Origin of the sequence: Pseudomonas sp. 22085, assembly GCF_052045815.1 — a bacterium.
In the GTDB taxonomy this organism is placed as follows: Bacteria; Pseudomonadota; Gammaproteobacteria; order Pseudomonadales; family Pseudomonadaceae; genus Aquipseudomonas; species Aquipseudomonas glycinae.
The window spans coordinates 30,149-48,949 of sequence record NZ_JBQEQA010000011.1 but is presented as its reverse complement, the minus strand read 5'-3'; the positions used below and the strand labels follow the sequence as shown (position 1 = coordinate 48,949).

General features: G+C 62.4%; 20 protein-coding genes and 1 riboswitch. Of the genes, 16 read left to right on the top strand and 4 right to left on the bottom strand.

Going from position 1 to position 18,801, the window contains the following annotated elements:
* Window position 1: 1 nt before the first annotated feature.
* Both purN and purM read right to left on the bottom strand, forming a co-directional pair.
* On the bottom strand, window positions 2-652 hold the full coding sequence (gene purN, locus ACTJK7_RS15185; RefSeq protein ID WP_085655469.1) for a phosphoribosylglycinamide formyltransferase: 651 nt from the start codon (window positions 650-652) through the stop codon (window positions 2-4).
* Window positions 652-1,710, bottom strand: coding sequence for a phosphoribosylformylglycinamidine cyclo-ligase (gene purM / locus ACTJK7_RS15180; protein WP_007950393.1), 1,059 nt, complete (start codon window positions 1,708-1,710; stop codon window positions 652-654). The genes purN and purM overlap by 1 nt, the downstream gene beginning before the upstream one ends.
* A 374-nt stretch (window positions 1,711-2,084) precedes the next feature.
* On the opposite strand from purM, the gene ACTJK7_RS15175 reads away from it, so the two are divergent.
* The 5 genes from ACTJK7_RS15175 to ACTJK7_RS15155 all read left to right on the top strand — a co-directional run bounded on the left by ACTJK7_RS15175 (window position 2,085) and on the right by ACTJK7_RS15155 (window position 6,757).
* Complete coding sequence (locus ACTJK7_RS15175) at window positions 2,085-3,143, top strand: DUF2066 domain-containing protein (RefSeq protein ID WP_440780975.1); 1,059 nt, start codon at window positions 2,085-2,087, stop codon at window positions 3,141-3,143.
* A gap of 35 nt (window positions 3,144-3,178) precedes the next feature.
* Window positions 3,179-4,252, top strand: coding sequence for an AI-2E family transporter (locus tag ACTJK7_RS15170; protein WP_064378666.1), 1,074 nt, complete (start codon window positions 3,179-3,181; stop codon window positions 4,250-4,252).
* Window positions 4,253-4,462: 210 nt separating this feature from the next.
* Window positions 4,463-5,167, top strand: coding sequence for a DnaA regulatory inactivator Hda (gene hda / locus ACTJK7_RS15165; RefSeq protein WP_007950396.1), 705 nt, complete (start codon window positions 4,463-4,465; stop codon window positions 5,165-5,167).
* A gap of 214 nt (window positions 5,168-5,381) precedes the next feature.
* Complete coding sequence (locus tag ACTJK7_RS15160) at window positions 5,382-6,002, top strand: C40 family peptidase (RefSeq protein WP_007950397.1); 621 nt, start codon at window positions 5,382-5,384, stop codon at window positions 6,000-6,002.
* A 218-nt stretch (window positions 6,003-6,220) separates the two neighbouring features.
* Entirely contained in the window at window positions 6,221-6,757 is a 537-nt protein-coding gene (locus tag ACTJK7_RS15155) for a C40 family peptidase (RefSeq protein ID WP_108560363.1), read from the top strand.
* 65 nt (window positions 6,758-6,822) lie between these two features.
* On the opposite strand, the gene ACTJK7_RS15150 is transcribed toward ACTJK7_RS15155, so the two are convergent.
* Both ACTJK7_RS15150 and ACTJK7_RS15145 read right to left on the bottom strand, forming a co-directional pair.
* Complete coding sequence (locus ACTJK7_RS15150; protein ID WP_440780977.1) at window positions 6,823-8,136, bottom strand: PQQ-dependent sugar dehydrogenase; 1,314 nt, start codon at window positions 8,134-8,136, stop codon at window positions 6,823-6,825.
* A gap of 65 nt (window positions 8,137-8,201) precedes the next feature.
* Window positions 8,202-8,786, bottom strand: coding sequence for a hypothetical protein (locus ACTJK7_RS15145; RefSeq protein WP_085747068.1), 585 nt, complete (start codon window positions 8,784-8,786; stop codon window positions 8,202-8,204).
* A 166-nt stretch (window positions 8,787-8,952) separates the two neighbouring features.
* A riboswitch (cobalamin riboswitch) is annotated at window positions 8,953-9,178 on the top strand.
* Between the two features lie 81 nt (window positions 9,179-9,259).
* Here ACTJK7_RS15145 and cobO point away from each other — a divergent pair.
* The 11 genes from cobO (at window position 9,260) to ACTJK7_RS15090 (ending at window position 18,758) form a co-directional block, all read left to right on the top strand.
* Window positions 9,260-9,871 carry a cob(I)yrinic acid a,c-diamide adenosyltransferase gene (gene cobO / locus ACTJK7_RS15140; RefSeq protein ID WP_064378669.1) on the top strand — a complete coding sequence of 204 codons (612 nt, stop codon included), beginning with the start codon at window positions 9,260-9,262 and terminating at the stop codon, window positions 9,869-9,871.
* Window positions 9,868-11,268, top strand: coding sequence for a cobyrinate a,c-diamide synthase (locus tag ACTJK7_RS15135; protein WP_108560368.1), 1,401 nt, complete (start codon window positions 9,868-9,870; stop codon window positions 11,266-11,268). Before cobO ends, ACTJK7_RS15135 begins: the two co-directional genes overlap by 4 nt.
* Window positions 11,265-11,915: a 5,6-dimethylbenzimidazole synthase gene (gene bluB / locus ACTJK7_RS15130; RefSeq protein ID WP_108560371.1), complete on the top strand. Its 651-nt coding sequence runs from the start codon at window positions 11,265-11,267 to the stop codon at window positions 11,913-11,915. The genes ACTJK7_RS15135 and bluB overlap by 4 nt, the downstream gene beginning before the upstream one ends.
* On the top strand, window positions 11,912-12,820 hold the full coding sequence (gene cbiB / locus ACTJK7_RS15125; protein WP_440780978.1) for an adenosylcobinamide-phosphate synthase CbiB: 909 nt from the start codon (window positions 11,912-11,914) through the stop codon (window positions 12,818-12,820). Before bluB ends, cbiB begins: the two co-directional genes overlap by 4 nt.
* Entirely contained in the window at window positions 12,813-13,820 is a 1,008-nt protein-coding gene (gene cobD, locus ACTJK7_RS15120) for a threonine-phosphate decarboxylase CobD (protein WP_085655473.1), read from the top strand. The genes cbiB and cobD overlap by 8 nt, the downstream gene beginning before the upstream one ends.
* Window positions 13,817-15,319 (top strand): cobyric acid synthase, encoded by a 1,503-nt coding sequence (locus ACTJK7_RS15115; RefSeq protein WP_108560377.1) that lies wholly within the window; start codon window positions 13,817-13,819, stop codon window positions 15,317-15,319. The genes cobD and ACTJK7_RS15115 overlap by 4 nt, the downstream gene beginning before the upstream one ends.
* A 99-nt stretch (window positions 15,320-15,418) precedes the next feature.
* Window positions 15,419-15,940, top strand: coding sequence for a bifunctional adenosylcobinamide kinase/adenosylcobinamide-phosphate guanylyltransferase (gene cobU / locus ACTJK7_RS15110; protein ID WP_064378675.1), 522 nt, complete (start codon window positions 15,419-15,421; stop codon window positions 15,938-15,940).
* Complete coding sequence (gene cobT, locus ACTJK7_RS15105) at window positions 15,937-16,992, top strand: nicotinate-nucleotide--dimethylbenzimidazole phosphoribosyltransferase (RefSeq protein ID WP_440780980.1); 1,056 nt, start codon at window positions 15,937-15,939, stop codon at window positions 16,990-16,992. The genes cobU and cobT overlap by 4 nt, the downstream gene beginning before the upstream one ends.
* Window positions 16,989-17,564: an alpha-ribazole phosphatase family protein gene (gene cobC, locus ACTJK7_RS15100; protein WP_440780981.1), complete on the top strand. Its 576-nt coding sequence runs from the start codon at window positions 16,989-16,991 to the stop codon at window positions 17,562-17,564. The genes cobT and cobC overlap by 4 nt, the downstream gene beginning before the upstream one ends.
* Before the next feature lies 1 nt (window position 17,565).
* A complete protein-coding gene (locus ACTJK7_RS15095; protein ID WP_440780983.1) occupies window positions 17,566-18,297 on the top strand; it encodes an adenosylcobinamide-GDP ribazoletransferase in 732 nt (243 codons plus the stop codon).
* A gap of 56 nt (window positions 18,298-18,353) precedes the next feature.
* The gene (locus tag ACTJK7_RS15090) at window positions 18,354-18,758 is read left to right on the top strand and encodes a MarR family winged helix-turn-helix transcriptional regulator (RefSeq protein ID WP_007950413.1); all 405 of its coding nucleotides are present in this window, start codon (window positions 18,354-18,356) and stop codon (window positions 18,756-18,758) included.
* The last annotated feature ends 43 nt before the right edge of the window (window positions 18,759-18,801 follow it).

The following is an 18,801-nucleotide window of genomic DNA, read 5'->3' as shown; positions in this document are numbered from 1 at the left end:
CCTAGTTTCGAATCAAGTGACCGCTGGCCGGCAATGGCTGGCCATCCAGTAAAGCACCTTGCTCGCCGAGGCTCAGCCGTCCTTCGGCGAACCAGCGTACGGCCATCGGGTAGATCAGGTGTTCCTGAGCGTGAACCCGGTGCGCCAGACTTTGCGGCGAATCGTGCAACTCTACCGGTATTACTGCCTGTACGACCAGTGGTCCGCCATCGAGTTCCTCGGTGACGAAGTGCACGGAGCAGCCGTGTTCGGCGTCGCCGGCCTCCAGAGCGCGCTGGTGAGTGTGTAACCCTTTGTATTTGGGTAGCAGCGACGGGTGGATGTTGAGCAGGCGACCCTGGTAGTGACGGACGAAGTCAGCGCTGAGGATGCGCATGAAGCCGGCCAGTACCACGAGTTTGGGGTTGAATTCGTCGATCAGTTCGATCAGAGCGGTATCGAAGGCCTCGCGGCCCTCGAATCCCTTGTGATCCAGCGATCGGGTGGCGATACCCGCGTCACTGGCGCGTTGCAGGCCGTAGGCGTCGGCGCGGTTGGAAATCACCGCAGCGATGCGGACCGGGCTGTCGCCGGTCCGCGTGCTGTCGATCAGGGCCTGCAAGTTACTGCCGGTGCCGGACAACAGCACCACGACATCACAGGTCTGGGACATCAGTGAGCCTTGAGGTTCTTCAGTTCGACCTGAGCCGCGCCTTCGGCAGCGACAGCGATCTGACCGATGACCCAAGGCTGCTCGCCGGCGTCACGCAGGGTGTTCAGGGCAACTTCAACGTGCTCCTGAGCCACGCAGATCACCATGCCCACGCCGCAGTTCAGCACGCGGTGCATTTCGGTTTCGTCGACGTTGCCTTTCTCTTGCAGCCAGTCGAAGACGGCCGGACGGTTCCAGCTGGCCACGTCAACCACGGCCTGAGCGCCTTTTGGCAGAACGCGCGGGATGTTGTCGAGCAAGCCGCCACCGGTGATGTGGGCCATGGCCTTGACCGCGCCGGTATCCTTGATCAGCTTGAGCAGCGGCTTCACGTAGATGCGGGTCGGGGCCATCAGCAGTTCGGTCAGCGGCTTGCCGTCGAGCTGAACGGTTTCGATGTCGGCACCGGACACTTCGATGATCTTGCGGATCAGCGAGTAGCCGTTGGAGTGCGGACCGGACGATGGCAGGGCGATCAGGGCGTCACCAGTGGCGACTTTCGAGCCGTCGATGATTTCGGCTTTTTCCACGACGCCGACGCAGAAACCGGCCAGGTCGTAGTCTTCGCCTTCGTACATGCCAGGCATTTCAGCGGTTTCGCCGCCGACCAGCGAGCAGCCAGCCAGTTCGCAGCCTGCACCGATACCGGTAACCACGGTGGCGGCCACGTCGACGTTCAGCTTGCCGGTGGCGTAGTAGTCGAGGAAAAACAGCGGCTCGGCGCCGCACACCACCAGATCGTTGACACACATGGCGACCAGGTCCTGGCCGATGCTGTCGTGCTTGTTCAGGTTCAGCGCCAGGCGCAGTTTGGTGCCGACGCCGTCAGTACCGGAAACCAGTACCGGCTGTTTGTAACCGGCCGGGATCTCGCAGAGGGCGCCGAAACCGCCCAGGCCGCCCATGACTTCCGGGCGCGCAGTGCGCTTGGCGACGCTCTTGATGCGTTCGACCAATGCTTCACCGGCGTCGATGTCTACACCGGCGTCCTTGTAGCTCAGGGAGGGTTGCTTGCTCATGATCCAGGCCTTTAGGGGAGGGGATTCAGGGGTAACGACCGAGTTCAGCGGGAGCGCCGAATCCGACAGGGGCGATTGCCTCACGCGAAGTTCGGGGTGCCCGGCTGTTGCCGGTCTGCGAAGGCGCGCGATTTTATCAGGCTTGAGGGGCAGCGGCCATCCTCACGCCGACGGGCAGGGGCATATCGATGGAAAAATTTTGCAATTGACGCTGTGGGCGACATCACGGGTGCCTGTATAAGGAACCGTCTATCGTTAGGACTGTGCAAAAACTTACCGACCGCGTGTGAATGTTTTGCGACGGCCTGTGGTCACAGGCTTGCAGAACGGTACACGCGGCCTGTTCCAGCCGCTCTTGTCGACGGGAATTCTCCATGGGTTTGTGTAAATTGCTGTTAGTGGGTGGTTTGTCGCTGATCAGCCTGGCGAGTCAGGCCGAAAATCTCAAAGGTCTCTATCAGGTGCGCGAACCGGTCACTGGCCAGTCGCCAGAGGAGCGCGATCGCGCGACCCAGGCCGCACTGGATACGCTGGTGTTGCGCCTGACCGGTGACCCGAAAGCCCCGCAAAACCCAGGGCTGGCGCCGGTTCGCAAGGATCCGCAGCAAATTATCAGTCAGTTCGGTTTCGATGCCGGGCCGCCGGAAGTGCTGAAAGTCGATTTCGACCCGGGAACCACCGAACAGGCGTTGCGCCGCGCCGGGCTGGCGCTGTGGGGCGCCAATCGGCCCTCGATCCTGAGCTGGTGGCTGAACGATTCGAGCGAAGGTACGAGCCTGGTGGGCGACGGTCAGGCCAGTGCCGCGCCGTTGCGCCGTGCGGCCCAGCACCGTGGCTTGCCGTTGCGCCTGCCGTTGGCGGACTTGAGCGAGCAATTGGTCGCAACGGCACCGGCGCTTGAAGGCGCCGACCCGGCGCCATTGCGCGATGCCTCTGAACGCTACAACGCCGATGCCTTGCTCGCCGTGCATGCCCGCGAAGAAGGCGGACAATGGCAGGCTAAATGGCAACTGTGGCTGGGCGATAAAAAAGAGGCGGGCAACGTGCAGGGCGCGGATCAGGCTGCCGTGACCGATGCGGTGATGCTGGCGGTCGCTGAGCGTCTGGCACCTCGCTTTGTTGCCAAGCCGGGCGCGTCCGGCCAGCAGACTCTGGAAGTGCAGGGCATGAATCTGGAGCACTACGCGGCGCTGCTGCGGTTACTCGAACCGTTTGGCGTGCGTCTGCAGAGTGTCGATGCCGATCGCATTCTGTATCGGGTCAACGGCAGTGCCGATCAGTTGCGGGCGCAATTATCGCTGGCGAAGCTGCAGGAGCTGCCGGCCGAGGCGCCTGCTCCGGTGGTGCCGCCGCAACCTGCTGTCGCCGGCGCGGCGCCTGTCGTTGCGCCGACACCGACACCGGCAGCACCGTCCTTGCGGTTCCGTTGGTAGGTTTTCTTTCTTATATATAAGCAATGGAGTGTTACATGGCCGATACGCGGCGTTGGTTCTGGCTCGGTGGGGTGCTCCTGCTTTGCGCGTTTGTCTGGTTGCTGCATCCGATCCTCACGCCGTTTCTGGTGGCGCTGCTGCTCGCGTACCTGTTCGATCCGCTCGTTGATCGTCTGGAGCGTCTGGGTTTGTCCCGTACCTGGGGTGTGATTGCGGTGTTCGCCTTGTTCACCCTGATCGTCACTGCGCTGTTGCTGGTACTGGTGCCGATGCTCGCCAAGCAATTGCTGCGGCTCTATGAACTGGCGCCGCAAATGCTCGACTGGTTGCAACACACCGCTGTGCCATGGGCGCAATCGAAGCTCGGCCTGTCTGACGGTTTCTGGAAGTTCGACAAGGTCAAAGCCGCCATCAGCGAGCACATGGGCCAGACCACTGACATCGTCGGTGTGGTGCTGAGTCAGGCGACGGCCTCGAGCCTGGCGCTGATCGGCTGGTTGGCGAATCTGGTGCTGATCCCGGTGGTGAGCTTTTACCTGCTGCGCGACTGGGACGTGATGATGGCCAAGATCCGCGGCCTGTTGCCCCGTGATCGCGAAGAGCGGGTGGTGGCGCTGGCGGGTGAGTGTCATGAAGTGCTGGGCGCGTTCGTGCGCGGGCAGTTGCTGGTGATGCTGGCGCTGGGTGTGATTTACGCGGCTGGCCTGATGATCGTCGGGCTGGAACTGGGCCTGTTGATCGGTCTGATTGCAGGGCTGGCGGCGATCGTTCCGTACATGGGGTTCGTGATCGGTATTGGCGCCGCGCTGATTGCCGGGTTATTCCAGTTCGGTGGCGATCTGTATCCGATGATCGGAATCGTCGCGGTGTTCATGGTCGGTCAGGCGCTGGAAGGTATGGTGCTGACGCCTTTGCTGGTGGGGGACCGGATCGGTCTGCATCCGGTGGCGGTGATCTTCGCGATTCTGGCCGGTGGCGAGCTGTTCGGTTTTACCGGTGTGCTACTGGCATTGCCGGTGGCGGCGGTGATCATGGTGCTGGTGCGGCATGTCCACGATCTGTACAAGGATTCCGAGATTTATAGCGGGGTGGATGAGCCGGAGTTGTAATCGTGAAGCGCGGGCCGTCCGGTGGATCACCGGGTTGGCCCGTCTCCTGCAGGCCATGGCGCCAAAGAAACTGTCATAAAACCAGCACGTTAACGCAAACCTTTGATTTTGCTTGGGGTCTGTCGCATTGTGCGCTCCGCTTCACGGGTATAAACTTCGCTCACTTTACACAGAGGCCACTAACGGTTCCTTGGGAACTGTTCAGTCAGCATGAAACCGATTCAGCTGCCCCTAGGTGTGCGTCTGCGTGACGACGCCACCTTCATCAACTACTACCCAGGCGCCAATGCCGCTGCACTCGGCTATGTCGAGCGTCTATGCGAAGCCGACGCCGGCTGGACCGAAAGCCTGATCTATCTGTGGGGCAAGCACGGGGTAGGGCGTACGCATCTGTTGCAGGCCGCGTGCCTGCGCTTCGAACAGATGGGTGAACCGGCGGTGTACCTGCCGCTGGCCGAGTTGATGGATCGCGGCATCGAAATTCTCGACAACCTCGAACAGTACGAACTGGTCTGTCTGGACGACTTGCAGGTGATTGCCGGCAAGGCGGACTGGGAAGAGGCGATGTTTCATCTGTTCAACCGTCTGCGTGACAGCGGTCGGCGTCTGCTGATTGCGGCGTCCACTTCGCCGCGTGAACTGCCGATCAAACTGGCTGACCTGAAATCACGGCTGACCCTGGCGCTGATCTTCCAGATGCGTCCGCTCTCCGACGAAGACAAATTGCGTGCCCTGCAACTGCGTGCATCACGTCGCGGTCTGCATCTGACCGACGAAGTCGGGCATTTTATTTTGACTCGCGGTACCCGCAGCATGAGCGCGCTTTTCGATCTTCTGGAGCAGCTCGATCAGGCCTCTTTGCAGGCTCAGCGCAAGCTGACCATTCCCTTCCTGAAAGAAACCCTGGGCTGGTAAAACCGGGGCTTTCAGCCGGTTTTGGCATATTTCAGGCGCCAGAAAACCCGCTTTCCTGTGGGTTGCACAGGCCACGTCTCGATTCAAATAGGCTTAAGCGCTTAGATGTTAACGAGAAACCGGGAAGTCACAAAAAGATCGATTGAATTTGCAAATGAGGCTGATAGCGGGCATAGTCTCGGCTTCTTTACAACTATCAGCCACGGTCGTGCCCATGCTAAAGCGCTTCGCACCCCTCGTGCCTCTCGCACTCGTCACCCTGTTGTTCGGTTGCGCTGCTCATTCACCTGTTAATCAAGAGCAGCAACAACAGGCTAAAAATTCTGCCACCGCCCAGTCTTCCGTTATTTATCAGGAAGAGCTGGACACCGAAAAAGAACTCGCCGACTTCAACGGCAAGAAGCCTTACCAGCTTCCGGTTCTGGCTGACAGCATCCTCGAACGCGGCATGTCCCTGATCGGTACCCGTTACCGTTTCGGCGGTACCTCTGAAGCCGGTTTCGATTGCAGCGGTTTCATCGGCTACCTGTTCCGCGAAGAAGCCGGCATGAACCTGCCGCGCTCCACCCGCGAAATGATCAACGTTGATGCGCCGCTGGTTTCGCGCAGCAATCTCGAGCCGGGCGACCTGCTGTTCTTCGCTACCAACGGTCGTCGCGGTCGTGTAAGCCACGCCGGGATCTACCTGGGCGACAACCAGTTCATCCATTCCAGCTCTCGTCGCAGCGGCGGTGTTCGCATCGACAGCCTGGGCGACAGCTACTGGAGCAAGACTTTCATCGAAGCCAAACGCGCTTTGGCGAACGCTCCAACCGTGGTTACCGCTCGCAAGTAATCACGCCTTTGTCGTCACGCTAATGGCGACAAGCGGTACTTCAGGGGCAATAGACCTAAACTTTACAAGGTGAAGTTAAAGTCTTACTTGAAGTTTGCCGCGTAGCCGCTAGAATCCTGATCTATATTGATGGCAAACCGCCTGCGTCCCAACGCAGGCGGTTTTGTTTTCTATCGAATCGGCAGTCAAAGCCGCAGCCAGATCAGGATGTTCTGCAAATGACGATGTCGGCCCGCTTTGCCCTGATGTTCTTCGCAGCGCTGCTCAGCGCCTGCGCCAGCCGCACTCCGCCGCCCGCGCCGGTGGTTCGCGCTCCGGTCGTGTTCGGATCCTCCCAGGCCTTTTCACCCGCTGCCGAAGACGTGCTGTTTCGCGCGCTCGGGCTGGTGGGCACGCCTTATCGTTGGGGCGGTAATACACCGGACTCAGGCTTCGACTGCAGCGGTCTGATCGGCTTTGTCTACCGCGATGCCGCAGGGATCAGCCTGCCGCGCTCGACCCGCGAGATGATCGTCATGCAGGCGCCGAACGTCGGCAAGGAAGGCTTGCAAACCGGCGACCTGATCTTCTTCGCCACCAACGGCGGCTCTCAGGTCAGCCATGCGGGGATCTATGTCGGGGAAGGGCGCTTCGTTCACGCGCCGGCCACTGGCGGCACGGTGAAGCTGGACAGCTTGTCGAAAGCCTATTGGCAGAAAGCCTATCTGAGCGCCAAGCGCGTTCTGCAGCCAGAGCATCTGGCGCATAACCCGTAGTCCAGATACATAAAAACCCGTGGGAGCTGAATGGCTCCCACGGGTTTTTTTATGCCTGCAACACGCTAGCGGGTCGCTGACACCCGCCACACCTTGTTCCCCACATCATCGGCTACCAGCAATCCACCTTGCTGGTCGATCACCACGCCGACCGGGCGACCCAAAGCGTTCTCGTCCTTGTCGAGGAAACCGGTCAGCACGTCCACTGGCGTTCCGCTCGGCTTGCCGGCGGCAAACGGCACAAAGATCACCTTGTAACCGCTATGCGGTTTGCGGTTCCACGAGCCGTGCTGGCCGATGAATGCGCCTTCCTTGAACTGTGCCGGCAGGCGGTTGCCCTCGGCGAAGGTCAGGCCCAGTGATGCGGTGTGCGGGCCGACGGCGTAGTCCGGAGCGATGGCCTTGGCCACCATGTCCGGGCGCTGTGGTTCCACGCGCACATCGATGTGTTGGCCGTAGTAGCTGAACGGCCAGCCATAGAAGGCACCGTCCTTGACCGAAGTGATGTAGTCCGGCACCAGATCGCTGCCTATTTCGTCGCGCTCGTTCACGGCGGTCCACAGCGCACCGCTTTGCGGCTCCCAGGCCAGGCCGTTGGGGTTGCGGATGCCCGAGGCGAAGATCCGATGATTGCCGGTGGCGCGGTCCACCTCCCAGATCGCCGCGCGGCCTTCTTCCTGATCGAGACCGTTTTCGCCGACGTTACTGTTCGAGCCGACGGTGACGTACAGCTTACTGCCGTCTTTGCTGGCGATGACGTTCTTGGTCCAGTGATGATTGAGCGTGCCGCCCGGCAAATCCGTGACCTTGATCGGCTGGCTCTTGATTTCGGTCGCGCCGGGCTCGTAGTTGAAGCGCAGCAGGCGATCGGTATCGGCCACGTACAGATCGTTGCCGACCAAGGTCATGCCGAACGGCGAGTTGAGGTTCTGCAGGAACACCGTGCGGGTTTCGGCCACGCCGTCATGATCGGCATCGCGCAGCAGGGTGATGCGGTTCGGGCTGGGCACGCCGGCACCGGCACGGCCCATGACTTTTTTCATCACCCAGCCACGAATGCCCTTGCTGTCGTCCGGTTTTGGCGGGGCGTTGGTTTCTGCCACGAGTACATCGCCGTTTGGCAGTACGTAAAGCCAGCGCGGATGATCGAGATTTTCGGCGAAAGCCGCCACCTGAGTGCCTGCCGCTGCCGTCGGCTTCGCGCCGGCCGGCCAGCCAATGGCCGGGGCGATGTTCACCGTCGGGATCAGGGTCTTGTTCGGTTCGGGCAGTTTGGGTGACGGACCGGTGCCGTCGGAGACTTGCAGGCTGGAGGATTCACCACAGGCGGCGAGCCCTCCGGCGATCATGATGACGAAAACGAACTGGGGCTTGCGCATTGCTGATCTTCCCTATGAATGCATTCCTAATCATAGAGAAGCGCACAAGCCCGATGGTTCAACCCTCAGCCGCGGGCTTCCTTGAACAGCACGGCAATGCCGGGGTGATAGTTGCCGGCTTCGCTGCGCAATTTGCGGTAGGCGTAGGGAAAGTACCAGGCGACGGCGCAGGAGTGTTCCTTTTGCAGGTCGTCGACCATGTCCTGCAACTCTTCCGGGCTGGCGCTGTGCTGGGCTTTTTGCGGGGCGACGAACAGGCAGCCGAGTTTCAGGTCGCTGGCGTAGCTGATGCGCTTGGCGTCGCTGGTGATATCCGCCAGGGCCTGGGTCAGATTCAGGCTGGTGACGCGCGGCCAGCGTTGGGTGGCCTGAATGAAGGCGCGATCTTCGGCCCCAGCGATAAACAGGTCGGCGCGGGCATTGCGCTCGCCTTCTTCGTTTTGTTTGCGGGTGGCGGTGTCGCGCAGGGTGACCAGTTCGGCCATCCAGGCAGCGGCCGACAGCAGGCCGAGGTTGGCTTTTTCGTCGTGCCAATAAGGTGTGTCATTGTCGCCGCGCACGGCGTTGTAGCGGTCGATACAGTCAAACCAGCGTTCCAGCACCGGGCGCAGGAATTCCAGCCGCGGATTGCTGATGATCATGCCTTGCATGGTGCTCTCCCTTGTTATTGTGATGTGCTCTCTGCAGTCAAAAAGCATGGCTCTTTGATATCACTCATGGCAGTGTGGCACAAGATTGGCGTCAGTTAATTGATCGACGGCAGATATTCGCCGCACAAGCCCCTCTTCAATTGACGCTCCACCCCCAACCCTCTAACCTTCGCGGCTTGTTTCAGGTGCTCTGTGGCGCATGTCGACAGAGTGAAACAGGGAAGCCGGTGAGGCGGGTCTTCGAGCGAAGAACCCTCACGATCCCGGCGCTGCCCCCGCAACGGTAAATGAGTAAAAGCTGCGCCTGATGCCACTGCTTAACAGCGGGAAGGCGCGCAGCCAGGCACCAGCCGCTCATGAGCCCGGAGACCGGCCTGATCCATCCAGCGGCATCACGGTGGGCGATGCCAGGCTTGTTGCCGTCTATTCTTGTGCCTGCCCGCCGTTATCCAGCCTCAACGGAGAGCTCCCCCATGACTGATTCCCCCGAACGCGACGAGCGCCACCTGGCGCGCATGCAGCGCAAAAAAGCCGTGATCGACGAGCGCATCGCCAATTCGCCAGACGAGTGCGGCTTGGTGCTGGTGCTGACCGGCAATGGCAAAGGCAAAAGCAGCTCGGCGTTCGGCATGCTCGCCCGCGCCATGGGCCACGGCATGCAGTGCGGCGTGGTGCAGTTCATCAAGGGGCGCAACAGCACCGGTGAAGAGCTGTTCTTCCGTCGCTTCCCCGAGCAGGTACGTTTTCATGTGATGGGCGAGGGCTTCACCTGGGAAACCCAGGACCGCCAGCGCGACATCGCCGCCGCCGAAGCGGCCTGGGAAGTCTCCCGCGAACTGCTGCGTGATCCGTCGATCGGTCTGGTGGTGCTCGATGAACTGAACATCGCGCTCAAGCACGGTTACCTCGATCTGGATCAGGTGCTCAGCGATCTGCAAGCGCGTCCGCCGATGCAACACGTGATCGTCACCGGCCGCGCCGCCAAGCCGGAAATGCTCGAGATGGGCGACACCGTCACCGAAATGGGCATGATCAAGCATGCCTTCCAGGCCGGCATCAAAGCGCAGAAAGGCGTCGAACTTTGAATCAACCACGTCACTGCCCGGCGGTACTGATCGCCGCACCGGCTTCCGGTCAGGGCAAGACCACCGTCACCGCCGCGCTTGCCCGTCTGCATCGCAATCAGGGGCGCAAAGTCCGCGTATTCAAGTGCGGCCCGGACTTTCTCGACCCGATGATCCTCGAGCGCGCCAGCGGTGCGCCGGTCTATCAATTGGACATGTGGATGGTCGGCGAGCAGGAAAGTCGTCGCCTGTTGTGGGAAGCCGCCGCCGAAGCCGATCTGATCCTGATCGAAGGCGTGATGGGTTTGTTTGACGGTACGCCGTCGAGCGCCGATCTGGCGCGGCATTTCGGTGTACCGGTGCTCGGCGTGATCGATGGCACGGCCATGGCCCAGACCTTCGGCGCACTGGCCCTGGGCCTGGCGCGCTATCAGCCGGACTTGCCGTTCGCCGGCGTGCTGGCCAACCGTGTCGGCACCGTGCGTCATGCGCAGTTGCTGGAAGGTAGCCTCACTGAAGGCCTGCGCTGGTACGGCGCGTTGTCCCGGGAAACCGGGATCGAACTGCCGAGCCGCCATCTCGGTCTGGTGCAGGCCAGCGAACTGAATGACCTCGATGTGCGCCTCGACGCCGCCGCCGAAGCGCTGGCCGGCACTTGCGAGGTAGCGCTGCCACCGGCCGTGGAATTCGCCGCGCCAGCAGTCGTTGAGACCGAAAAGCTGCTCGAAGGCGTGCGCATCGCCGTCGCCCGCGACGAAGCTTTCGCCTTTACCTACGGCGCCAGTCTTGATCTGTTGCGGGCGATGGGCGCCGAGTTGAGTTTCTTCTCGCCGATCCGCGATACGCAATTGCCCGAGGCTGACAGCCTGTACCTGCCCGGCGGTTATCCGGAATTGCACCACGTGGCACTGGCGCAGAACACCCCGATGGTTGAAGCGATCCGCGCGCATCATGCGGCCGGCAAACCGCTGCTTGCCGAATGTGGCGGCATGCTCTATCTGCTCGACTCGTTGACTGATGTCGAAGGCACCCGCGCTGAGCTGGTCGGCCTGTTGAGTGGCGACGCCGTGATGCAAAAGCGCCTCGCCGCGCTGGCGCTGCAAGAGGTTGACCTGCCGGAAGGCCTGTTGCGCGGCCACACCTATCACCATTCCCTGACCACCACCGAACTGACACCGATTGCCCGTGGCCACAGCCCCAACGGCGGGCGCGGGGCGGAAGCGGTGTACCGGCAAGGTCGGATGACCGCCTCGTACGTGCATTTCTATTTCCCGTCGAATCCTGCAGCTATCGCAACATTATTTGCGCCGGACCATAAGGCTCCCATCGCTGGCAAGCCAGCTCCCACAGTGGGCGGTGTGATGTCTGAAGAAACGCAAACCCTTGCGGGAGCTGGCTTGCCAGCGATGGGGCCATGACCGACAACGCCTTCACTGACGCCGAGCGCGAAGCGGTCTACCGCGCCATCGCCGAACGCCGCGACATGCGCCACTTCAGCGGTGGCAAGGTCGAGCCTGAGCTGTTGCGCCGCTTGCTTGAGGCCGCACATCAGGCACCGAGTGTCGGCCTGATGCAGCCGTGGCGATTCATCCGTATCAGCGACCGCGCGTTGCGTGGCCAGATCCAGAACCTGGTTGAAGAAGAACGCGTGCGCACTGCCGAAGCCCTCGGCGAGCGCAGCGACGAGTTCATGAAGCTCAAGGTCGAAGGCATCAACGACTGCGCCGAAGTGTTGGTTGCCGCGTTGATGGATGATCGCGAGCGGCATATTTTCGGCCGCCGCACGCTGCCGGAAATGGACATGGCCTCGTTGTCCTGTGCGATCCAGAACCTGTGGCTGGCCGCGCGTGCCGAAGGGCTGGGCATGGGCTGGGTGTCGCTGTTCGAGCCACAGGCGCTGGCCGATCTGCTGCAACTGCCGGCCGGGGCCAAGCCGCTGGCGGTGCTTTGCCTGGGGCCGGTCAAGGAATTTTATCCGGCACCGATGCTGGTACTCGAAGGGTGGGCGCAGGCGCGTCCGCTGAATGAGCTGCTGTATGAAAATTTTTGGGGAGTGAGTCAATGAGTGTGGCGTTGTTGAGTGTCGCCGCGGTTGCGCTGGATGCGCTGCTGGGTGAACCGAAACGCTGGCATCCGCTGGTGGCGTTCGGCAATTTCGCCGGGCGTATCGAGCAACGCTTCAATAGCGCTGGTCGTGGTTGGCGCAGCCATGGTGTCACCGCGTGGGTGATCGCGGTGTTGCCGCTGACCCTGCTGGCCACGGCGTTTTCCTGGGCGCCGTATGTGGGCTGGGTCGTCGAGATTCTTGCGCTGTATTGCGCCCTCGGCATGCGCAGCCTGGGTGAGCACGTCGAGCCGGTGGCCAAGGCCTTGCGCGCCGATGATCTGCAAGAGGCGCGCAAGCGTGTGGGTTATCTGGTCAGCCGTCAGACCGATGAGCTGGACAGCACCGCCGTCGCCCGCGCCGCCACCGAGTCGGTGCTGGAAAACGGCAGCGATGCAGTGTTCGCCGCGCTGTTCTGGTTTGCCGTGGCCGGTGCGCCGGGCGTGGTGCTCTATCGTCTGAGCAATACGCTCGACGCAATGTGGGGCTATCGCAACGAGCGCTTCGAGCGTTTCGGCTGGGCAGCGGCAAAAATCGACGACGTCCTCAACTACATTCCTGCGCGGCTGGTGGCGTTGACCTACGCCTTGCTCGGCAAAACCCGACTGGCGTTGAAATGCTGGCGCACCCAGGCGCCGAAATGGGACAGCCCGAACGCCGGCCCGGTGATGGCCGCCGGCGCGGGTGCCTTGGGCGTCGAGCTGGGCGGCCCGGCTATTTACCACGGCGAGCTGCACGAGCGTCCGCAACTGGGCGAGGGCGCGCCGGCGGATGCCGATTCCATTGATCGCGGCTGGCAATTGGTCCAGCGCGGGGTATGGTTATGGCTGCTGATTCTCTGCGTGGGGGCTGAATTCTATGCTTGAACACGGTGGCCGGTTGCGCAGGGCGGCGCTCGAATACGGCATCGCGGAAGAAGACTGGCTCGACCTGTCTACGGGCCTGGCGCCGTGGCCGTTTCCGGTCCCGGAGATCCCGCTGCGGGCCTGGGCGCGTTTGCCGGAAAACGATGACGGCCTGGAGCAGGCGGCCTGCGATTACTACGGTGCCAGCCAGGTGCTGCCGGTGGCCGGTTCGCAGATGGCCATCCAGTTGCTGCCGCGATTGCGCCGGGCCGGCAAGGTCGGCGTGCTGTCGCCGTGTTACGCCGAGCATGCCGAAGCCTGGCGGCGCAGTGGTTATGTCGTGCGTGAAGTGCTGGAGCAGGAAGTCGACTTCTTTCTCGACAGCCTCGACGTGCTGGTGGTGGTCAATCCGAACAATCCAACAGGCCTGAACCTGACTCCGGCGCGTCTGCTCGACTGGCACGCGCGGCTGGCCCAGCGCGGCGGCTGGCTGGTGGTCGATGAAGCGTTCATGGACAACACGCCGCAGTTGAGCCTTGCCCCGCATGCGCATCAAGTGGGTTTGATCGTACTGCGCTCGTTCGGCAAGTTTTTCGGTCTGGCCGGTGTGCGGCTGGGGTTCGTGCTGGCCGAGCGCAAGTTGCTCCGGTTGCTGGCCGAGCAGGTTGGTCCTTGGGCGGTCAGCGGACCGACCCGCGTGCTGGGTCAGGCCTGTCTGCGCGACACAGAAGGCCATACCCGTCAGCGCATCCGCAGCGACGAGGCCAGCGAACGATTGGCTGCGCTGCTTGAGCGCCACGGCTTCAAACCGCAGGGCGGCTGCGCGCTGTTTCAGTGGCTGATCACCGAACAAGCCGCCGCGCTGCACGAATTCATGGCCCGACGCGGCATTCTTCTGCGTCTGTTCGCGCACAACAGCAGCCTGCGATTCGGGCTGCCCGCCGATGCCGCCGACGAGGCGCGCCTTGAGCAAGCCCTGCAAGCATTCGCCAAGCATTGCTCCATGGAAAAACCAGCATGACCACATTAATGGTGCAGGGCACCACCTCCGACGCCGGCAAAAGCACGCTGGTGACGGCGCTCTGCCGTTGGGCCACCCGTCAGGGCGTTGCGGTGGTGCCATTCAAGCCGCAGAACATGGCGCTCAACAGCGCGGTGACGGCCGACGGCGGCGAAATCGGCCGCGCGCAAGCGGTGCAGGCCCAAGCGGCGTTCCTCGAACCGCACACCGACATGAACCCAGTGCTGCTCAAGCCCAACAGCGACACTGGCGCCCAGGTGATCATCCACGGTCGCGCGGTCACCAGCATGAACGCCGTCGCTTATCACGACTACAAAGCGATCGCCATGGAGGCCGTGCTCGCTTCCCACGAACGTTTGAGTGCCGTCTATCCGCTGGTAATGGTCGAAGGCGCGGGTTCGCCGGCAGAGATCAATCTGCGCGCCGGCGACATCGCCAACATGGGCTTCGCCGAAGCGGTGGATTGCCCGGTGCTGCTGATCGCCGACATCAATCGTGGCGGGGTGTTTGCCCATCTGGTGGGCACGCTGGAATTGCTGTCGCCGAGCGAGCAGGCACGGGTCAAAGGCTTCATCATCAATCGTTTTCGTGGCGACATCGCTTTGTTGCAACCGGGTCTCGACTGGCTGGAACAGCGCACCGGCAAACCGGTGGTGGGCGTGCTGCCGTACGTGATGGACCTGCATCTGGAGGCCGAGGACGGCATCGACCAGCGCCAGACCGACAAGGCTGAGCAAGTCCTGAAAGTGGTGGTGCCGGTGCTGCCGCGCATCAGCAATCACACCGATTTCGATCCACTGCGCCTGCATCCGCAGGTGGATCTGCAATTCATCGGGCCGGGGCAGGCGATTCCGCCGGCCGATCTGATCATTCTCCCAGGCTCGAAAAGCGTGCGCAGTGACCTGGCGTACCTGCGCGCCAATGGCTGGGAATCGGCTATCCGCCGTCACCTGCGTTACGGCGGCAAATTGCTGGGAATCTGCGGCGGTCTGCAAATGCTCGGCGAGCAGGTGCACGATCCGCTGGGCCTGGAAGGCGCGCCGGGTTCCAGCGCCGGTCTGGGGTTGCTGGCGTTTGAAACGCAGCTCGAAGCCGAGAAGCAGTTGCGCAATGTGCGCGGGCGTCTGGCGCTGGAAGATGCCGAGGTCAGCGGCTACGAAATTCATGCCGGCGTGACCACGGGAGCGGCGCTGGAAAATGCTGCCGTGCATCTGGACGACGGCCGTTGTGATGGCGCGCAAAGTCTCGACGGGCAGATTTTCGGCACCTACCTGCATGGACTGTTCGAATCGCCGGCGGCCAGTGCCGCGTTGTTGCGCTGGGCCGGTCTGAACGATGTGCAGGATGTGGATTACCACGGCCTGCGCGAACGCGATATCGAGCGCTTGGCGGACCTGGTGGAGAAGCACCTCGATACCGATCTGTTGTGTGAACTCTGTGACATCCAGGCTGGATGTGATGGCCTCTTCGCGGGCAAGCCCGCTCCCACAGGTTGCTGAGGTGTACTCAAATGCCATGTTTGGCCTAAATCCATTGTGGGAGCGGGCTTGCCCGCGAAGAGGCCAGTTGTCTCAACGAATTTTTTTCAGGATGCCTCCATGCTCCAGTTGATCCTCGGCGGCGCCCGCTCCGGCAAAAGTCGTCTGGCTGAAAAACTCGCCACCGACAGTGCGCTGGCCGTGACGTACATCGCCACCAGTCAGCCGCTGGATGGCGAGATGAATGAGCGCGTCGCCCATCATCGTGCGCGTCGTCCCGTCGAATGGGCGTTGATCGAAGAGCCGCTGGAGCTGGCCCGGGTACTGCGCGAAAACGCCGGCCCCGAGCGCTGCCTGCTGGTGGATTGCCTGACGCTGTGGCTGACCAATCTGCTGATGCTCGATGACGCCGAACGACTCGCCGCCGAACGCGAGGCCCTGCTCGAATGCCTGGCGTCGCTGCCGGGTGAAATCATTTTTGTCAGCAACGAGACCGGAATGGGTGTCGTGCCGCTGGGCGAATTGACTCGCCGCTACGTCGATGAAGCCGGTTGGCTGCATCAAGCTCTGGCCGAGCGTTGTCAGCGAGTCGTCCTGACGGTCGCCGGCCTGCCCCTGACTCTGAAAGGACCTGCGTTATGACCCAAGCCTGGTGGCTGAACCCGTGCAGACCGGTGGATACGGACGCCGTTGAAAACGCCGCGGCGCGTCAGCAGCAATTGACCAAACCCGCCGGCTCTCTTGGCCGGCTCGAATCGGTGGCGGTGCAACTGGCCGGATTGCAGGGCCAGGTCAAACCGACACTGGATCAGGTCTGGATTGCGATTTTTGCCGGTGACCACGGTGTTGTCGCCGAAGGGGTTTCCGCGTTTCCGCAGGAGGTCACCGGGCAGATGCTGCTGAATTTCGTCAGCGGCGGCGCGGCGATCAGCGTGCTGGCGCGACAACTTGGCGCGCAGCTGGAAGTGGTGGATCTGGGCACCGTGACTCCGTCGCTGGACCTGCCGGGTGTGCGCCATTTGAACATCGGCCCGGGCACGGCGAATTTCGCCAAGGGCGCGGCGATGACTCGGGCCCAGGGTGAACTCGCCTTGCAGGGCGGTCGCGATAGCGCGCTGCGGGCGAAAGCGGCAGGCGCGCAATTGTTCATCGGCGGCGAAATGGGCATCGGCAACACTACCGCCGCCAGTGCGCTGGCCTGTGCTTTGCTCGACTGCCCGGTGGCACACCTGACCGGCCCCGGCACGGGGTTGAATGCCGAAGGCGTCAGCCACAAGGCGCAGGTGATCGAGCGCGCGCTGGCGCTGCATGCGGCACAGCGCGGTGATGCACTGCAGACTCTGTTCAATCTCGGCGGCTTCGAGATTGCTGCATTGGTCGGCGCGTATCTGGCCTGTGCTCAGGAAGGTGTGGCGGTGCTGGTGGACGGTTTCATCTGCACGGTCGCCGCACTGGTGGCGGTGCGCCTGAATCCAGCCTGCCGTGAATGGCTGCTGTTCGGTCATCGCGGTGCCGAGCCGGGTCATCGTCATGTACTGGAGACCCTTGGCGCTGAACCGCTTTTGGAACTGGGTCTGCGTCTGGGCGAGGGCAGTGGTGCGGCGCTGGCGGTGCCGCTGCTGCGTCTGGCCTGCGACCTGCACGGTCAGATGGCGACCTTCGCCGAAGCCGCGGTGGCGGACCGCCCGGCATGACCTTGCGTCTGGATCTGTTGCGCCACGGTGAAACCGAACTCGGCGGCGGCCTGCGCGGCAGCCTCGACGATGCGTTGACCGAAAAAGGCTGGGCGCAGATGCGTGAGGCGGTGAGCGGGCATGGGCCGTGGGATCGGCTGGTCAGTTCGCCGTTGCAGCGTTGCGCGCGGTTTGCTGAAGAGTTGAGCGCGCAGCGGGATCTGCCGGTATCTCTGGACAAGAATCTTCAGGAGCTGCATTTCGGTGCCTGGGAAGGGCAGAGCGCGGCGGCGCTGATGCAGACTGATGCTGAAGCGCTGGGGCTGTTCTGGGCCGATCCCTATGGCTTTACTCCGCCGCAGGGTGAGCCGGTCAGCGATTTCTCTGCGCGGGTGCTGGCGGCGGTGATGCGCCTGCACGCGGCGCACGCGGGTGAGCGGGTGTTGCTGGTCAGTCATGGCGGCGTCATGCGTCTGTTGCTGGCGCAGGCCCGTGGCTTGCCCCGTGAACAACTGCTCAATGTCGAAGTCGGCCACGGCGCGCTGTTTTCGCTGATCGTCGAGGCCGACGGTTCGCTCAGGGAAGTGCTCTGACATGCTGCCTCTGTGGATCGCCCTGCAATTTCTCAGCAGCCTGCCGATTCGTCTGCCGGGCATGCCGGCACCTGAACAGCTCGGCCGCTCGCTGCTGTTTTATCCGCTGGTGGGCTTGCTGTTCGGTGTGATTCTCTGGGCGCTTAACATTGCTCTGGCCGGCGCACCTTTACTGTTGCATGCCGCGTTGTTACTGACGGTGTGGGTGCTGCTCAGCGGGGCGTTGCACCTTGATGGTTTGGCGGATAGCGCCGATGCATGGCTCGGCGGTTTCGGTGATCGCGAGCGCACGCTGACGATCATGAAGGATCCGCGTAGCGGGCCGATCGCGGTGGTGACGCTGGTGCTCGTCTTGTTGCTCAAGTTTGCCGCGTTGCTGGCGTTGATCGAGCAGCAGCAGGGGATAGCGTTGATCATCGTGCCGCTGATTGGCCGGGCGGCGTTGCTCGGACTGTTTCTCACCACGAGCTATGTGCGGGCCGGCGGGTTGGGGCAGGCGCTGGCCGATCATCTGCCGCGCAAGGCGGGTTGGCAGGTGCTGGCGGTGAGTGCGACGGCGTGTGTGGTGATCGCCGGGTTCAACGCTGTCGTGGCGTTGCTGCTGGCGGTTGTCGTGTTCATCTGGCTACGGCATTTGATGGTGCGGCGACTGGGCGGAACCACCGGTGATACGGCCGGTGCGTTGCTGGAATTGCTGGAGATGTCAGTGCTGGTCGGGCTGGCCTTGTTTTGATAAGTAACTTTGATCTGTAACTTGATTTAACACAGTCGCGGGTATATACACGCATCATGCTTCCATCTCAGTGTTTGTGCACCAACTTGCGTCGCGCCGCGCGTGGCGTCAGCAGGCATTACGACGGCGCTCTCGACGGCTTCGGGATCAACGTTGCCCAGTATTCTTTGCTGTGCAATCTGCAGCGGCTGGATCAACCGAGCATTTCCGAACTGGCCGAGGCGATGGGCCTGGATCGCAGCACCCTCGGGCGCAATCTGCGGGTACTGGAAGGCGAGGGGCTGGTGGCGCTGGCTGAAGGCGAAGACATGCGCAACCGCATCGTCCGGCTCACCGAAACCGGTGCGCAACGCCTGGCAGCGGCACTGCCAGCCTGGGAAGCGGCGCAACAGCGGTTGATCGACCGACTGGGTGCCGAGAAGCGTGAAACCTTGCTGCGGCTATTGGATGAACTGGCCTGAGGGCCGGTTTTTCCGAATCTAAGCGGGTATATACCCGCGACTG

Bases quoted from the DNA above. Each gene is read 5' to 3' on its own strand.
- ACTJK7_RS15160 (WP_007950397.1), top strand. From the start codon at position 5,382: ATGCTAAAGCGCTTCGCACCCCTCGTGCCTCTCGCACTCGTCACCCTG.
- cobU (WP_064378675.1), top strand. From the start codon at position 15,419: ATGCTCCAGTTGATCCTCGGCGGCGCCCGCTCCGGCAAAAGTCGTCTG.
- ACTJK7_RS15150 (WP_440780977.1), bottom strand. From the start codon at position 8,136: ATGCGCAAGCCCCAGTTCGTTTTCGTCATCATGATCGCCGGAGGGCTC.
- ACTJK7_RS15115 (WP_108560377.1), top strand. From the start codon at position 13,817: ATGACCACATTAATGGTGCAGGGCACCACCTCCGACGCCGGCAAAAGC.
- cobO (WP_064378669.1), top strand. From the start codon at position 9,260: ATGACTGATTCCCCCGAACGCGACGAGCGCCACCTGGCGCGCATGCAG.
- purN (WP_085655469.1), bottom strand. From the start codon at position 652: ATGTCCCAGACCTGTGATGTCGTGGTGCTGTTGTCCGGCACCGGCAGT.
- ACTJK7_RS15175 (WP_440780975.1), top strand. From the start codon at position 2,085: ATGGGTTTGTGTAAATTGCTGTTAGTGGGTGGTTTGTCGCTGATCAGC.
- ACTJK7_RS15095 (WP_440780983.1), top strand. From the start codon at position 17,566: ATGCTGCCTCTGTGGATCGCCCTGCAATTTCTCAGCAGCCTGCCGATT.
- cobD (WP_085655473.1), top strand. From the start codon at position 12,813: ATGCTTGAACACGGTGGCCGGTTGCGCAGGGCGGCGCTCGAATACGGC.
- cbiB (WP_440780978.1), top strand. From the start codon at position 11,912: ATGAGTGTGGCGTTGTTGAGTGTCGCCGCGGTTGCGCTGGATGCGCTG.
- purM (WP_007950393.1), bottom strand. From the start codon at position 1,710: ATGAGCAAGCAACCCTCCCTGAGCTACAAGGACGCCGGTGTAGACATC.
- bluB (WP_108560371.1), top strand. From the start codon at position 11,265: ATGACCGACAACGCCTTCACTGACGCCGAGCGCGAAGCGGTCTACCGC.
- ACTJK7_RS15090 (WP_007950413.1), top strand. From the start codon at position 18,354: ATGCTTCCATCTCAGTGTTTGTGCACCAACTTGCGTCGCGCCGCGCGT.
- ACTJK7_RS15155 (WP_108560363.1), top strand. From the start codon at position 6,221: ATGACGATGTCGGCCCGCTTTGCCCTGATGTTCTTCGCAGCGCTGCTC.
- cobC (WP_440780981.1), top strand. From the start codon at position 16,989: ATGACCTTGCGTCTGGATCTGTTGCGCCACGGTGAAACCGAACTCGGC.
- ACTJK7_RS15170 (WP_064378666.1), top strand. From the start codon at position 3,179: ATGGCCGATACGCGGCGTTGGTTCTGGCTCGGTGGGGTGCTCCTGCTT.
- hda (WP_007950396.1), top strand. From the start codon at position 4,463: ATGAAACCGATTCAGCTGCCCCTAGGTGTGCGTCTGCGTGACGACGCC.
- ACTJK7_RS15145 (WP_085747068.1), bottom strand. From the start codon at position 8,786: ATGCAAGGCATGATCATCAGCAATCCGCGGCTGGAATTCCTGCGCCCG.
- cobT (WP_440780980.1), top strand. From the start codon at position 15,937: ATGACCCAAGCCTGGTGGCTGAACCCGTGCAGACCGGTGGATACGGAC.